The organism is Streptomyces griseobrunneus, from assembly GCF_046713465.1.
GTDB classification, from domain to species: Bacteria; Actinomycetota; Actinomycetes; order Streptomycetales; family Streptomycetaceae; genus Streptomyces; species Streptomyces microflavus.
In genome coordinates this window covers 1,363,142-1,378,152 of sequence record NZ_CP177080.1, presented here as the reverse complement: position 1 = coordinate 1,378,152, position 15,011 = coordinate 1,363,142, and the positions used below count along the sequence as shown (strand labels likewise).

Genomic DNA, 15,011 nt, shown 5'->3' with positions numbered 1-15,011 from the left:
GCCCCGGTCTCAGTGCCGGTGGCCGTGCGTGCCCTTGACCTTCACGCGGACCACCTGCGGGTCGTGGTCGCTGGCCTGGTCGGCGAACTCCGCGTTGATGTGCACCACGTCGTAGTCGAAGCGCCGGATCGCCGGGCTCGTCAGAATGTGGTCCAGGATCTGCGAGTTGCCGTCGAAGACATAGCTGTACTGCTCCGATGCGGGCAGCGTCGTGATCAGGGGCTTGAGCACCTTGCCCTTGGTCAGCGCCGTGAACGTCGGGGAGAACGCGAAGTCGTTGAAGTCCCCGAGGGTGACGACGTGCGCCGACTTGTCCGCCTTCAGCAGCGAGGTGACGAACGCGTTGACCTCGGCGGCCTGCTGGATCCGCTTGGTCTCCGAGGAGCGCGTGGGCTCCTGGTAGCGGCCGTGCAGCGGCTGGTCGCCGCCCTTGGACGCGAAGTGGTTGCCGATGACGAAGACCGGCTCGCCCCGGAAGGTGTACTCGCCCACCAGCGGCTTGCGGCTGTCGGCCCACGCCGGGCTCGCCGGGTTGATCCGGCCGGGGGACGCGGAGAGCTCGACGCCCTTCCGCGTCTTCACCGCCTGGACCGGCGTGGTGGCGTCGCCGCCCGGCCGGTCGGCGAAGGAGACCCGCTTCGGGTTGTGGAGCAGGACGTTACGGATGTTGCCGCCCGGCTCGCCGCCGTCCTTGTTGTTCTCGGGGGAGATGTAGCGCCAGGCGTAGCGCGGGCCGCCCTTCGCGACGATCGCGTCCGTGAACCGCTTCAGCGTCGCCTCGGAGCCCACCGTGCCGTCGTTGACCGCGCCGTTGTCGTCCTGGATCTCCTCCAGCGAGACGACGTCGGGTGAGGAGAGGTTGACCGCGACACCCTCGGCCAGCCTGTCGAACTTGGCCTGCTCGTCGGCCGCGTCCAGGTTCTCCACGTTGTACGTGGCGACGGCGAGCTCGTCCTTCTTCTGCTTGCGGGTCACCTCGCGCCGCAGCTTCTTGTCGACGAGCGTGCCCACCTCGGTGGCCTGCACGTTGTAGCCGCCGTACGAGGCGTAGTCGAGCACGCCGGTGGTACGGCCCTTCAGTACGTCCCCGACGTTCGCCGTCGGGATCGGCTGCGCCGGGTCCAGCGACATCACCTTGAGGCGGCCGGTGTTCTGGTCCTCGTACGAGGCGTAGAGCGTGCCGCCGCGCCGGGTCGGGTTCTCGCGGGGCTTGACCGTCACCCAGATCTCGTCGTACGCCGTCGTCGCGCCGGTCACCCGGGTGTCCGCGATCCGGACCCGGACGCCTTCCAGCGACTCGTACAGGTCCAGGGCGTACCGCTTCGGGACCAGGGGCAGCGCGTCGATCGCGCCGCCGCCCGCCGAGGGCACGTAACGGCCGGGCACCGAGCGGGAGTCGAGGACGACCGGGGCGGGCAGCGCGTTGCCGGAGGAGAGCACGGTGGTGCGGGGCGCGGTGAGCTGGGTGATGGACTGGGTGCCGGTGCCCGGGCGGTACTCGGCCACCTTGCCGCTCACCAGGACCGAGTCGCCGGCCTTCAGGGCCGGTGCGGCGGAGCCGGTGTAGACGAACAGGCCCTCGCTGGTGCGCGCGTCCTTGTCCGGCGCGGTGTCCTGGATCCAGAAGCCGCGCGAACCCGTGGTCCGTACGCCGGTGACGATGCCCGGAACGCCGGTGACCGCCGTGCCGTCGAGCGGGGAGATACGGGTCGTGCCCTGGATGTCGTGGATCCGTACGGTGCCGGGCTCGGTGGGGCCGGGCTCCTCCGGCTCCTGGCCGCCGCCGGACGTCTCGCCCGCCGCGTTGACGGGGGTCGGGGCGCCGGCGGAGAGGTCGGCCGCGTTGTCGTCGGTGTCGGCGAGCGAGGCGGCCCGGGAGACGGAGGCAGTGGCCGAGGCGGTGGGGGCCGGGCCGCTGCCCTCCCGGACGACAGCGGAGCCGTAGCCGACCAGGTCCACGATGCGGGGCTCCGCGGCGCAGTCCGCCGCGGTCCTGCAGGTGAGCGGGGTGGTGCCGGAGACCAGGGCCACCGTGCCGCTTCCGGCTGCCAGGGCGATGGTGCCGGTGGCGTCCGCGGTGGGCAGGGCGACGGTGCCGCCGGTGCCCGCGGCCTGGGCGACGAGGTAGCGGCCGCCGGGGGCGATCGTCCCGGTGAGCGCGGAGACCTGCCACTGCGAACCGGCCGACGGAGCGCCCGGCAGGTACTGGACGCTGAAGCCGCCGATCTCGAACGGCGTGGAGCCGGCGTTGGCCAGCTCGACGAAGTCCCGGGTCAGTGTCGCGCCGGAGTTGCCACCGCCGCCGTACACCTCGGAGATCACCGCGGTGGCGGACGGGGCCGCGTGGGCGGCGGGCAGGGCGGTCACCGCGAGCGCCACGGCGACGGCGCCGGTGAGCAGGACGGAACCGGATCTGGATATCTGCACGGCAGGTGCCCCTCAGCTTGGTGGTAAGAGCCAAAAACTATGCGCGTAGAACGGGGCATGACAAGGCGTCATCGGTTAATTCCCGGCATCATCCGGATGGAGAACAGGCTGTCGCGCCTCGCGCGGACCCCCGGCGCCGCTCGTCGCGCGCCCGCCACACGCCCGTCACGTGCGGCAATGTCCGGGCAACACGCCCCCGTGAGACGGCCGTCCACCATGCGGTCAACGGTTTGACCGGGTTACGCCGTTCCGGCTACGTTGCGCGCCATGCAGCGATTCGCACACCTGACGACGCGGGGTCATGTCGACCTGAAGCGCGTGTGCTCCGCGGCGTGTCACCAGGCCTGAACGCACCCAGCCCCTGAGCGACCGCAGCCGGAGCCCCTCCGGCGTGCGCACGCCGGGCAACCGTTCCACGGGAGAAGCCGCAACCCCCCGCCGCGCCGACGGGTCGAGGTCCAGGCTCCGCCCGAGAGCCTCCCGCACGGCCCGCTGCCACCGAGGACCTGGAAGACACGTGTAAAGCGTCTGACTGCGCCCGCCCGCCCACCGCCCCGCCCCGCCCCGCTGCGCCGCTCCGACATCCCCGCCGCCGGGCCCGCCCGCCGGGTCTCCGGCACCGGCTCCGTGCTGAGCGCGATCCTCGACCACGGGCCGGCCGCCCGCTCCAACGTCGCCCGCCTCACCGGACTCTCCCCGGCCGCCGTGACCGGCCACGTCGGCCAACTGCTCGCCCGCGGGCTGGTCCGGGAGAGCGCGGAGACCGTCGGGCCCAAGGGCCTCGGCCGCCCCCACATCCCCGTCGAGATCGACACCGGCCGCTATCTCGTCGCCGGGGCCCACGTCGCCACTCCACCGTCTCCCTCATGGACCTGCGCGGCCGGATCGTCGCCGAGGACCGGCAGCCGCACGCGATCGGCGCGAAGGGCCCGTACGCCCGTCCCAGGCGGAGTCGTCGTCGACCACCCGCACCTGGGCCGGCGGGACGTCCCGGTCCGCGAGATCCTCGAAGCCGCGACCGGGCTGCCCGTCCATGTGGACAGCCACTCCCGGGCGCTGGCCCGCGCCGAGCAGCTCTTCGGTGAGGCGTCGACCCGGGCCAGCACGGTCCTGCTCTTCGTCGGCGCGGTGGTGGACGCGGCGTTCGCCAGTTCCGGGACCATGCATCTGGGCCCCCGCTCCGGCGCGGGCAGCGTCGCCCATCTGCCCCTGGGCTCAGGCGGATCGGGCGGAGCCGAACCGTGCTCCTGCGGCCGGGCCGGATGCCTGCAGTCGGAGGTCTCCGAGCGGGCCATGGTGCGCCGGGCCACCGAACAGGGCCTGGTCGTCGGCACGTTCACCGAACTCCTCGACCGGGCACTGGCGGGTGACGCCCGGGCCTTCGCCCTGTTCCGGCGGCGGGCCGGGCTGGTGGGCCGGGCGGCGGCGCTGCTGCTGCTGGACATGTCCGACCCCGAGGTCCTCGTGGTGGTCGAGCCGGGGGCCGGCCGGATCCCGGAGTGTCTGGCCGACCTGCGGGCCGAGGTGGCCGAGCGGTCCTGGGTCTGCGAGCACCCCGAACGGGCCGTGGTGCCGAGCAGCTTCAGCGGATCGGTGCTGGCCACGGCGGGCGGCGCGGTCGCGCTCGGCGCGCTGTACACCGACCCGCTGGGCCCCTGGCCCGCGCTGCCCGCCGCTGATCACCGAGGTCCGGCCCGCGGTCCGGACGAAGCGGCCGGTACGGAAGTTCGGCGACCGGATCATCCTCAAGGAGCTGGACCTGACCCTGGCGCCGGGGGAGTTCACCGCCCTCCTCGGCCGCAGCGGATCGGGGAAGTCGACCATGCTGCGGGCCGTCGCCCGCCTGGACCACACGGTCGAGGGCTCCGGTGAACTCATTGTCCCCGAACGGGTGTCGCTCTCCTTCCAGGACTCCCGGCTGCTGCCCTGGCTCCGGGTCCTGGACAACGTGATCCTCGGGCTGCGCGGACCCGGCGCCCGCGAGCGCGGCCTCACCGCTCTGGCCGAGGTCGGCCTCGCCGGCCGCGACCGCTCCTGGCCGCACGAGCTCTCCGGCGGCGAACAGCAGCGCGCCGCCCTGGCCAGTGCCCTGGTCCGTGAACCCGAACTCCATCTGGCCGACGAGCCGTTCGGCGCCCTCGACGCGCTGACCCAGATCAAGATGCACGGCCTGCTGCGCGAACTGTACGAACGCCACCACCCCGCGGTGCTCCTGGTCACCCACGACGTCGACGAGGCCGTCGAACTCGCCGACCGGGTCCTGGTCCTGGAGGAGGGGCTGATCTCCGTCGACCTCGCCATCGACCTGCCGACCCCGCGCTCCCGGCGCGACGCCCGCTTCCAGGAGTACCGGGACACCCTGCTCACCGCCCTCGGGGTGGCGCAGCCGCCGCCGACCGCCTGAACCACCGCCGCGCGCGTCCACCCCGCACCTTTCTGGAGACACCCATGCCCTCCGCCAAGACCCGCAAGCCGCTCCACCTCAACGCCTTCCTCATGTCCACCGGACACCACGAGGCGTCCTGGCGGCTCCCCGAGAGCCCCGCCGAGGCGGGCTCCGACATCGAGCACTACAAGAACCTCGCCCGGATCGCCGAACGCGGCCGGCTGGACTCCCTCTTCCTCGCCGACAGCCCGGTCCTCATGGGTGACCCCGGCCGCCGCCCGGCCGCCAAGCTGGAGCCCACCGTCCTGCTCACCGCCCTGGCCGGGGCCACCGAGCACATCGGGCTCATCGCCGCCGCCTCCACCAGCTACAACGAGCCCTGCAACGTGGCCCGCCGGTTCGCCTCCCTGGACCACGTCTCCGGCGGCCGGGCCGGCTGGAACATCGTGACCACCGCCGGGGCCGACGCCGCCCGCAACTTCGGACTGGACGACACCCCGCTGCACCGCGAGCGCTACCGCCGCGCCGCCGAGTTCGTCGAGGTCTCCACCAAGCTCTGGGACAACTGGGCGGACGACGCCGTCGTCGCCGACTAGGAGAGCGGCGTCCACGCGCTGGCCGAACGGGTCCGGGCCATCGAGCACCGCGGCGAGTTCTTCCGCGTCGACGGACCCCTCAACGTCCAGCGTCCGCCACAGGGTTACCCCCTGCTCGTGCAGGCCGGATCCAGCGAGGACGGCAAGGGCTTCGCCGCCCGGTACGCCGAGGCGGTCTTCACCGCCCAGCAGACCCTGGAGGAGGGCATCGCCTTCTACAAGGACGTCAAGGCACGGGCCGTGGCGCTCGGCCGCGACCCGGACGGCATCAAGATCCTGCCCGGCATCGTCCTCGTCATAGGCGACACCGAGGCCGAGGCCTGCGAGCTGGACGCCGAGCTCGACCGCCTCATCGTCCCCGAGTACGCCAAACGCCAGCTCGCCCTGCGCCTCAAGATCGCCCCGGACGAGCTGGACCTGGACGCCGAACTCCCCGAGGACATCCCCACCGAGGACGAGATCGAGGGCGCCAAGAGCCGCTACACCCTCATCGTGGAGCTGGCCCGCCGCGAGCACCTGACCGTACGGCAGCTCATCGGACGGCTCGGCGGCGGACGCGGCCACCGGACCTTCGCCGGCACCGCCGAGCAGGTCGCCGACACCATCGAGCACTGGTACGACAGCGGGGCCGCCGACGGGTTCAACATCATGCCCGCCGTGCTCCCCTCCGGCCTGGAGGTCTTCGTCGACCGGGTCGTGCCGATCCTCCAGGAGCGCGGCCTTTTCCGCACCGAGTACACCGGCGCCACCCTGCGCGACCACTACGGCCTGCCGCGCCCCGCCAACCGGCTGTTCGACGAGATCGACCCGGCCGCCGCCCACACCGGCATCGGCCTGGCCGCGGCGGGGGCCCGGTGACCGACTGTACGGCGCGCAGCGGTGCCGGACCCGGGCAGCAGCCGGGGTCCGGCACCGCACAGCCGCCCGACGCAGCCCCACCCGCACCCGGCTGGGCCCGCCGGCTGCTCGCCTACCGCCTGCGCCACCGCACCGACCTGCTCCTCGCCTTCGGCGCCGCACTCGTCGCCGTTGTCGCCACCGCCACCCTGCCCCTGGTCCTGCGCCATGTGGTGGACGGGGTGGACGGGGTGGCCGGGGGGACCACGACCTCCCTGACCCCCTGGATCGGCCTGCTCGCCGCACTCGGAGCCGTACGCTTGGGCGCGAGCTTCACCCGCCGCTACCGTTCCGGGCGGCTCTCCCTCGGCGTCCAGTACGACCTGCGCAACGACGCCTTCGCCGCCCTCCTGCGGCTCGGCGGCGCCCAGCAGGACGGGCTGCGCACCGGACAGGTGGTGAGCCGGTCCATCTCCGACATCACCCTCATCCAGACCCTGCTGCAGTTCCTGCCGAACCTCACGGGCAACGTCCTGATGTTCGTCTTCTCGCTGCTCTTCATGGCCTGGCTCTCGCCCCTGCTCACCGTCGTCGCACTGATCGTCGGACCGCTGCTCTACGCCATCGCCCTGCGCAGCCGCCGCGACCTCTTCCCCGCCGACTGGCACGCCCAGCAGGAGGCCGCCGAGGTCGCCTCCACCGTCGAGGCGACCGTCACCGGCGTCCGGGTCGTCAAGGGCTTCGGCCAGGGGAGCCGGGAGCTGACCGGCCTGGAGGAGCGCGCCCGCACCCTGTTCGCCTCCCGGCTGCGCGTCGTCCGCTTCACCGGCCACTACAACCCGGCGCTCCAGGCGGTCCCCGCCCTCGGCCAGGTCGCCGGCCTCGCCCTCGGCGGCTGGATGGCCCTGCACGGCCGGATCTCGCTCGGCACCTTCCTCGCCTTCACCACCTATCTGGGCTCCTTCGTCACCCCCGTACGCCAGGCGACGGACGCCCTGTGCCGTCGCCGTACGACCGTGGTCGTCGCCCACCGGCTGACCACAGCCGCCCGCGCCGACCGGGTGGTCGTCCTCGACGCCGGGGCCCGTCGTCGAGAGCGGCACCCACACCGAACTCCTCGCGGCGCGGGGCCCGTACCACCGCCTGTGGGAGGCCTTCCGGCAGACGCCGCAGGACCACCCCGACACCACCAGTCAGCTCATCAAGGAGAGTGCAGGATGACCGAATACCGCAACCTCGGCCGCACCGGCGTCCAGGTCAGCCCCCTCTCGCTGGGCACCATGATGTTCGGCGCCCGGGGCAACCCCGATCACGACGACAGCGTCCGGATCATCCACCACGCCCTGGACTCCGGCATCAACTTCGTGGACACCGCCGACGTCTACTCGCAGGGCGAGTCGGAGACCATCGTCGGCAAGGCGCTCGCGGGCGGCCGGCGCGACAACGTGGTGCTGGCCACCGAGTTCCACGGCCGGCTGGGCGACGATCCCAACGAGTCCGGCAACAGCCGCCGTTGGATCATCCGCGAGGTGGAGAACAGCCTGCGCCGCCTCGGTACGGAGTGGATCGACCTCTACCGGGTCCACCGCCCCGAGCCGGACACCGACTTCGACGAGACGCTCGGCGCGCTGACCGACCTGGTCCGCCAGGGCAAGATCCGCTACATCGGCACCTCCACCTTCGAGCCTCCGCCATCGTGGAGGGCCAGTGGATCGCCGAGCGCCGGGGCCGCGAGCGGTTCGTCGCCGAGCAGCCCCCGTACTCGGTGCTCGCCCGGGGCATCGAGCGCGAGGTGCTGCCGGTGGCGCAGCGGTACGGGCTCGGCGTGCTGTCCTGGAGCCCGCTGGCCGGCGGCTGGCTGACCGGCCGCTACCGCAAGGGCGCCGAGCAGCCGGCCTCCAGCCGAGCCGAGCGCCAGGCCGCCCGCTTCGACATCGCCGCGCCCGGGAACGCGGCCAGGCTGGAGGCGGCCGACACCCTCGCGACCCTGGCGGACGAGGCCGGCCGCACCCTCGTCCAACTCGCCCTGGCCTTCGTGCTGGAGCACCCGGCCGTCACCTCGGCGATCATCGGGCCGCGCACCTTCGAGCAGCTGGAGAGCCAGCTCGGCGCCGACAAGGTGAGGCTGAGCCGGGACGTCCTCGACCGGATCGACGAGATCGTCCCGCCCGGCACCAACCTGTCTGCGCGCGAAGCCGGTTACACTCCGGCGGTTCTCACCGACGCCTCCCTGCGCCGCCGTACGGCCTGACGGCGAGGGGTGCGGGCCGGGGTCACTGGCGGATGCGGTCGCGGATCCAGACCCCGGCCTGCTTCAGGACCCCGGTCCCCGTCCAGTTGGAGCCGTTGCAGGTGCCCGTCTTGAAGACGGCACCGGAGCGGTGGTCGTCGGAGTAGTTCCAGTTGGTCCAGGAGATCTTCTTGCGCTTCATCAGGTCGAGGTAGCGCTGCGACATCGCGAAGTCGTTGGCGCCCTCGCCAGCGTAGTTCTGCGTCCCGAACTCGGTGACGAAGACGGGCAGCCGGTCGGAGGCCCGGTCCAGGGCGCTGAGGTACTCCTCGCGGTGCGAGGCCGCGTAGAAGTGGAAGGTGTACATGATGTTCGAGGCGCGGACCGGGTTGTTCACGACCTCCGACTCGTTGGAGCCCTCGGAGACGCCGAACGAGGACCAGGCGCGCGTCCCGACCAGGACCACCGCGTCGGGGTCCTGCGCCCGGATCACCGGAATGATCTGCTCGGAGTAGGACTTGATGGCCGACCAGCTCACCCCGGAGGGCTCGTTGGCGATCTCGTAGAGCACACCCGGGTGGTCCTTGTACTTCTTCGCCATCGCGGTGAAGAAGGTCTTGGCCCGCGCGAGGTTCGCGTTCGGATCGCCCGGCGAGAGCATGTGCCAGTCGATGACGGCGTACATGCCGCGCGCGTGCGCCGCGTCGATGAACTTCTGCGCCCGCGCGGTGAACCCGGCCGGGTCGGTCTCGTACCCGCCCTCCTGTACGTAGGTGGAGACGCGCAGCACGTCGGCGCGCCAGTCGGTCGCCAGGGCGTTGAGCGACCCGTCGGTGACGCACTGGGCGTACCACTGGGTGCCGTGGGTGCTCATGCCGTTGAGGGCGACGGCCTGGCCGGAGGAGTTACAGAGCTGCCGGCCGCAGACGGAGAGCTGGCCGTTGGCCGCGAGCGGCGTCGCGGCCGTGGGAGCGGCGGTGGGGGCGGCGGGGGCCGGGGCGGCACCCGCCCGGACGGGGGCCAGGAGTGAGGTGACCACGCCGAGCGCGGACGCGGCGAGCAGGGCCTTTCGGGCGAATCGTCGCCGGCCGGCCGTGGGGGTGGGCTCGGTGGGGGGAGTGGTGCGCTGGTGCATGGTGGTGCTCCCTTCGGATGGGGGTGGGAGGCGCCATGGCGGCAGAACTGAAAGTAAAGCTTCCTTCCAATTGGCGCAACAGTGTTGGGAAACTTTCCTGTCTATTGAGCCCAAGAGAAAAGGGGCCCCGAAGAGCCCCTGGGTTCCCCCCTGCTGCTCAGCTCACCGGCAGCGGGTACACCGCCAGCGAGAACGAGTGGCCCGCCGGATCCCCGTACACCCGGACATCGCGCGGACCGCTGTTGCTGTCACCGGTGTCGACGGGCCTGGCCCCCAGCGATATCGCCTCGCGCTCGGCCTCGTCGATGTCGTCGCTGCTCACCAGGATCCGCAGATGCGCCTGCTGGGAGTCCTCCGGGCGGGGCCAGCTCGGCGGTGCGTAGCCGTGGTCCCGGCGGATCGCCAGCCGGACGCCGTCGTTGCCGACGATCTCCACGAAGTCGGGGTCGGAGCCGATCCGTACCTCCGCGTCGAGCAGACCGGCGTAGAACTCGGCCAGCTCCATGGGTTCGGCACAGTCAAGGACGAGAACGCTCGTTTTCTCCACAGTCATGCGGGAACAGGTACCCCCGGCCGTCCCGGACACGCCGTGCCCCGGACGTCCGGATGAGGAAACACCCGGCTCGACCTAAGGTGCGAACCATGGCACAGAGCGCGGCGCATCCCGGCCCGGCCGGACGCGACGCCGCCCCCGGCGGCCCCGACCCCCGGCGCTGGAAGGCGCTGGCGGTCTGCCTGGTGGCGGGCTTCATGACCCTGCTGGACGTCTCCATCGTCAATGTGGCCCTCCCGTCCATCCGCGAAGGGCTGAACACCCCCGAGTCCGACCTCCAATGGGTGCTCTCCGGCTACGCCCTCGCCTTCGGCCTCTTCCTGATCCCCTCGGGACGCCTCGGCGACGCGCGCGGCCGAAGGGCGGTCTTCATGGCGGGGCTCGCCCTCTTCACCCTCGCCTCCGCCGCCTGCGGAGCCGCCCAGTCCAGCATGTGGCTGGTGATCGCCCGTCTGGTCCAGGGCATAGCGGGCGGTCTGATCTCCCCGCAGATCTCCGCGCTGATCCAGCAGATGTTCTCCGGGCGCGAGCGCGGCCGCGCCTTCGGCATGTTCGGCACGGTCGTCGGCATCTCGACCGCTGTGGGCCCGCTGCTGGGCGGTCTGCTGATCCAGGCGGCGGGCCCCGACCACGGCTGGCGCTGGGTCTTCTACGTCAACCTCCCGCTCGGCGTCGTCTGCCTCCTGCTGGCCCGCCGGCTGCTCCCGGACACCCCGTCCGCGGGCCGGGTCCGGCCGCGCGATCTGGACCCGGTCGGCGTCGCCCTCCTGGGCGCCGGTGTGCTGGCCCTGCTGCTGCCGTTCGTCCAGGCCCAGCAGTGGCAGGGCAACGGCAAGTGGCTGCTGGTCGTGCTCGCCGCCGCCCTGCTCGCGGCCTTCGTCGCCTGGGAGGCCCGGTGCACGGGCGGCCCCACCCACCCCGTCCTGGACCTCGCGCTGTTCCGGCTGCGCTCCTACTGGCTGGGGTGCCTGCTGATCCTGTTCTACTTCGCGGGGTTCACCTCGATCTTCTTCGTCACGACCCTCTACCTCCAGTCCGGTCTCGGCTACTCCGCCCTCCAGGCCGGACTCGCCATCACCCCCTTCGCCCTCGGCTCCGGGGTCGCCGCGTCGATCGGCGGCCGGCTCGTCGGGCGGTTCGGCCGCCCGCTGGTGGTGGCCGGACTCACGATGGTCGCGCTCGGCCTCGCGGGCACCGCGCTCGCCGTCCACCTGGTCCCCGGCAGCGGCGTGGGCTGGGCGATGGCCGCCCCGCTGCTCCTCGCCGGGCTCGGCAGCGGCCTGGTGATCGCCCCGAACCAGACGCTCACCCTGGCTGAGGTGCCCGTACCCCGGGCCGGGAGCGCCGGGGGCACTCTCCAGACCGGGCAGCGGGTCGGCTCCGCGGTCGGGATCGCCGCCGTGGGCGCGGTGTTCTTCGCCCAGGTCGGCCCGGAGGGCTGGGCGGACGCGTACGACCACGGGCTGATCGTCTCGGTCGCCTTCGTGCTGGCCGCCCTGATCGTGGCCTTGGCCGACGTCGGAGCCGACCGGCGGGGCAGACGACGTGAACGGACAGAACACACCGACCCGACGAGGAGCGCGGCATGAGCGACACATCCGAGAAGAGCGCCGGGAGTGACGGCAACACCTCCTACGGCCACAAGCCGTTCAAGCGGTCCCGCAGCCACTTCGCCGACCGCATCACCGCCGACGGCCAAGACGGCTGGCCCGTCGAGCCGGGCCGCTACCGGCTCGTCGTCAGCCGGGCCTGCCCCTGGGCCAGCCGCTCCCTGGTCTCCCGGCGCCTCCTGGGCCTGGAGGACGCCCTCCCCCTCGCGGTCACCGACCCCATCCAGGACGACCGCAGCTGGCGCTTCACCCTGGACCCCGGCGGCAAGGACCCGGTGCTGGGCATCCGCTACCTGAGCGAGGCGTACGACGCCCGGGAGCACGACTACCCCGGGGGCGTCAGTGTGCCCGCGATCGTCGACGTACCGAGCGGCAAGCTGGTCACCAACGACTACCAGCAGATCACCCTGGACCTCGCCACCGAGTGGACCGCCCTGCACCGCCCCGGCGCCCCCGACCTCTACCCCGAGCCGCTGCGCGCGGAGATCGACGAGGTCATGGAGGGCATCTACCGGGACATCAACAACGGCGTCTACAAGGCCGGGTTCGCCAGCGGCCAGCAGGAGTACGACGAGGCGTACGAGGCCCTCTTCGCCCGCCTCGACCAGGTCTCCGCCCGGCTCGCGGACCGCCGCTACCTGGTCGGCGACACCATCACCGAGGCCGACATCCGCCTCTTCACCACCCTGGTCCGCTTCGACGCGGTCTACCACGGCCACTTCAAGTGCAACCGTACGAAGATCACCGAGGACGCCGTCCTGTGGGGTTACGTCCGCGACCTCTACCAGACCCCCGGGTTCGGGGACACGGTCGACTTCGACCACATCAAGCGCCACTACTACCAGGTGCATACGGGCATCAACCCGACCGGCATCGTCCCCCTCGGCCCCGACCTCTCCGGCTGGAGCACCCCGCACCACCGCGAACAGCTCGGCGGCCGCCCGTTCGGCGACGGCACCCCGCCGGGGCCCGTACGGGAGGACGAGCGGGTCACACCGGTCGGCCAGGTCTGACCCGGTCTCAGCTCTCCCGGGGCGGCTGCGACTGCGGCCGGGGCTGTGACTGCGGTTACGACTGCGGCCGGGGCTCCGGCGGCGGGGCGAGCGTGTCGGTGGCCAGGGAGGAGCGGGCCAGCGCCACACAGCCCGCGGCGATCAGCCCCAGCCCGGCCAGTTCGGGCAGCAGCCACCAGCCGGTGCGCAGCTCCTCCTCGAAGAGCGTCACCCCGTACAGGATGCTGATCAGCGCGTCCCCGAGCGTCAGCATCGGCTGCACCGCCACCAGACTGCCCGCGTGGAGGGCGTTCTGGAGCAGGAAGAGGGCGCCCACCCCGGCCGCCGCCGTCGCGTAGAGCTGCCAGGACGTCAGCAGTGCGACGGCCCCGCCGTCCGGCCCGAGGTGCGACATCGCGTCCTTCATCAGCGCCGCCGTCAGCGCGTAGCCGCAGGCGGCGGCCAGCCCCAGCTGGGCCGCCCGGGCGTTGCCGCGCACCCGCAGCGCGGTGACGATCAGCACCGCCTCGAACGCCCCGGTCAGCAGCAGCGTCGGGACCCAGTCCGCGCCCCGTACGGAGTCGGTCCCGTCGACCGGCGCGGCCGACGCGAGCCCGACCGCGAGACCGACGGTCACCGCGGCGACGCCGTACCAGACCGTGCGCGGCGCCCGCACCCGCATCATCCAGCCGGCCAGCAGCAGCGTCGCGGGCAGCTCGATGACGAAGATCGGCTGCACCACCGAGATCGGACCGGTCGCCAGTGCCACCGCCTGGCAGACGGCCGCCACGACCACCAGGGCGATGCCCGCCAGCCACACCTTCTGGCGCACCAGATGACCGATCAGGGACAGGTGCATCGCCTCGCCGTCGGGCACCTCCATCGCCGCCCGGCGCTGGAGCACCGAGGCGGAACCGTTGCTCAGGGCGGTCAGGACGGCGAAGAGGACACTGATCACCGGTTCATCATGGGGCGGGCAGGGGAAGGGCGCGCGGGGCGTGGGCCGGTGGGCCTAACTCCGTACTTCCCGGCTTTGCGGACCGTACCTGTCCGCATGCGCCGCTACCGTACGGACCATGGCCGCGAAGACACCCCGCACCGCCGCGCACCCCGCCGTCCTGACCACCCGGGCGCTGAACCGGGCGACCCTGGACCGCCAGCTCCTGCTGCGCCCGTCCGCGATGTCCGCGAAGGACGCGGTCGCCCATCTCGTCGGGCTCCAGGCGCAGAACACCAGACCGCCGTACTTCCAGCTCTGCTCACGGCTGGCGGAGTTCGACCCCCGGGAGCTGTCCGGCCTGATGGAGTCCCGTGAGGTGGTCCGGATCGTCACCCTCCGCTCCACGCTCCACACCCATACGGCGGACGACGCCCTGACCCTGCGTCCGCTGGTGCAGGCGGCGCGCGACCGGGAGCTGAAGGCGTTCCGGCACGGTCTGGCCGGGGTGGATCTGGACCGGCTCGCCGCCGTGAGCAGGGAGCTGGTGGAGGAGCGCCCCCGCCCGGTCAAGGAGCTGCGTGAGGAGCTGCTCGGCCGGTGGCCCGAGGCCGACCCGCTCGCCCTCACGGTGGCCGCCCGATGCCGGCTGCCACTGGTCCAGGTCACCCCGCGCGGGCTGTGGGAGCGCAGCGGGCAGGTCGCCCTGACCACGGCGGAGCACTGGCTCGGCAGGCCCTCGGAGCCGGTCCCCGCGCCGGACGCCACCGTCCTGCGCTACCTGAACGCCTTCGGCCCCGCCTCGGTCAAGGACATGCAGCGCTGGGCGGGGCTGACCCGCCTGCGGGAGGTCTTCGACCGGCTGCGGCCCCAGCTCCTCACCTTCCGCGACGAGCGGGGCACCGAGCTCTTCGACCTCCCCGACGCCCCGCGCCCCGACCCGGACACCCCGGCCCCGCCGCGCTTCCTGCCCGAGTTCGACAACGTGCTCCTCGGCCACGACGACCGCTCGCGCCTGATCGCGGAGGTGAACAGGGGCCGCAACGGGGTGGGCAACCAGTCGTACGGGACCGTCCTGGTCGACGGGTTCTTCGAGGCGATCTGGCGGGTGGAGCGCGACGGGGACACGGCGACCCTCACCGTGCAGCCGCTGCGCGCCCTGCGGGGCGGCGAGCGTGCGGAGATCACCGAGGAGGCGGTACGGATGCTGGCGGTGATGACGGACGCGGCGTCGCACGACGTCCGGTTCGGGACGTTCCTGGACTTCGGGGACTGAGGCTCGTAGGGCACCCCTTACGGCAGCAGCCT

Annotated in this window: 8 protein-coding genes and 4 pseudogenes; 8 read left to right on the top strand and 4 right to left on the bottom strand. The window is 72.5% G+C overall.

Going from position 1 to position 15,011, the window contains the following annotated elements; all coding sequences use genetic code 11:
- Positions 1-9 precede the first annotated feature (9 nt).
- Entirely contained in the window at positions 10-2,427 is a 2,418-nt protein-coding gene (locus ACK8N7_RS06150; protein ID WP_403211214.1) for a DUF8508 domain-containing protein, read from the bottom strand.
- A gap of 627 nt (positions 2,428-3,054) precedes the next feature.
- Here ACK8N7_RS06150 and ACK8N7_RS06145 point away from each other — a divergent pair.
- From ACK8N7_RS06145 to ACK8N7_RS06125, 5 genes and pseudogenes are all read left to right on the top strand, one after another.
- Positions 3,055-3,936: pseudogene (locus tag ACK8N7_RS06145) on the top strand (ROK family protein); the annotation flags it as partial.
- A gap of 166 nt (positions 3,937-4,102) precedes the next feature.
- Positions 4,103-4,831 (top strand): ABC transporter ATP-binding protein, encoded by a 729-nt coding sequence (locus ACK8N7_RS06140; protein WP_500445698.1) that lies wholly within the window; start codon positions 4,103-4,105, stop codon positions 4,829-4,831.
- Between the two features lie 44 nt (positions 4,832-4,875).
- A pseudogene (locus ACK8N7_RS06135) lies at positions 4,876-6,267 on the top strand (LLM class flavin-dependent oxidoreductase).
- A pseudogene (locus ACK8N7_RS06130) lies at positions 6,264-7,244 on the top strand (ABC transporter ATP-binding protein); the annotation flags it as partial. The pseudogenes ACK8N7_RS06135 and ACK8N7_RS06130, both read left to right, overlap by 4 nt.
- A gap of 219 nt (positions 7,245-7,463) precedes the next feature.
- Positions 7,464-8,497: pseudogene (locus ACK8N7_RS06125) on the top strand (aldo/keto reductase).
- A gap of 22 nt (positions 8,498-8,519) precedes the next feature.
- Here ACK8N7_RS06125 and ACK8N7_RS06120 read toward each other — a convergent pair.
- The gene (locus tag ACK8N7_RS06120; RefSeq protein WP_500441335.1) at positions 8,520-9,611 is read right to left on the bottom strand and encodes a glycoside hydrolase family 5 protein; all 1,092 of its coding nucleotides are present in this window, start codon (positions 9,609-9,611) and stop codon (positions 8,520-8,522) included.
- Positions 9,612-9,768: 157 nt separating this feature from the next.
- Positions 9,769-10,164, bottom strand: a complete 396-nt coding sequence (locus ACK8N7_RS06115; protein WP_399580588.1) for a VOC family protein — start codon at positions 10,162-10,164, stop codon at positions 9,769-9,771.
- Positions 10,165-10,253: 89 nt separating this feature from the next.
- Between ACK8N7_RS06115 and ACK8N7_RS06110 the strand changes: the two genes are divergently transcribed.
- Together ACK8N7_RS06110 and ACK8N7_RS06105 are read left to right on the top strand one after the other, a co-directional pair.
- A complete protein-coding gene (locus ACK8N7_RS06110; protein WP_403211206.1) occupies positions 10,254-11,753 on the top strand; it encodes an MFS transporter in 1,500 nt (499 codons plus the stop codon).
- Positions 11,750-12,787: a glutathione S-transferase family protein gene (locus ACK8N7_RS06105; RefSeq protein ID WP_403211204.1), complete on the top strand. Its 1,038-nt coding sequence runs from the start codon at positions 11,750-11,752 to the stop codon at positions 12,785-12,787. Before ACK8N7_RS06110 ends, ACK8N7_RS06105 begins: the two co-directional genes overlap by 4 nt.
- A gap of 55 nt (positions 12,788-12,842) precedes the next feature.
- Here the strand turns inward: ACK8N7_RS06105 and ACK8N7_RS06100 are convergent, their stop codons facing one another.
- The gene (locus ACK8N7_RS06100) at positions 12,843-13,724 is read right to left on the bottom strand and encodes a DMT family transporter (protein WP_403211202.1); all 882 of its coding nucleotides are present in this window, start codon (positions 13,722-13,724) and stop codon (positions 12,843-12,845) included.
- Between the two features lie 118 nt (positions 13,725-13,842).
- Between ACK8N7_RS06100 and ACK8N7_RS06095 the strand changes: the two genes are divergently transcribed.
- On the top strand, positions 13,843-14,979 hold the full coding sequence (locus ACK8N7_RS06095) for a winged helix DNA-binding domain-containing protein (RefSeq protein WP_403211200.1): 1,137 nt from the start codon (positions 13,843-13,845) through the stop codon (positions 14,977-14,979).
- The last annotated feature ends 32 nt before the right edge of the window (positions 14,980-15,011 follow it).

Excerpts from the sequence above, each read along its gene's own strand:
- ACK8N7_RS06120 (WP_500441335.1), bottom strand. The coding sequence starts at position 9,611 with ATGCACCAGCGCACCACTCCCCCCACCGAGCCCACCCCCACGGCCGGC.
- ACK8N7_RS06115 (WP_399580588.1), bottom strand. The coding sequence starts at position 10,164 with ATGACTGTGGAGAAAACGAGCGTTCTCGTCCTTGACTGTGCCGAACCC.
- ACK8N7_RS06110 (WP_403211206.1), top strand. The coding sequence starts at position 10,254 with ATGGCACAGAGCGCGGCGCATCCCGGCCCGGCCGGACGCGACGCCGCC.
- ACK8N7_RS06105 (WP_403211204.1), top strand. The coding sequence starts at position 11,750 with ATGAGCGACACATCCGAGAAGAGCGCCGGGAGTGACGGCAACACCTCC.
- ACK8N7_RS06095 (WP_403211200.1), top strand. The coding sequence starts at position 13,843 with ATGGCCGCGAAGACACCCCGCACCGCCGCGCACCCCGCCGTCCTGACC.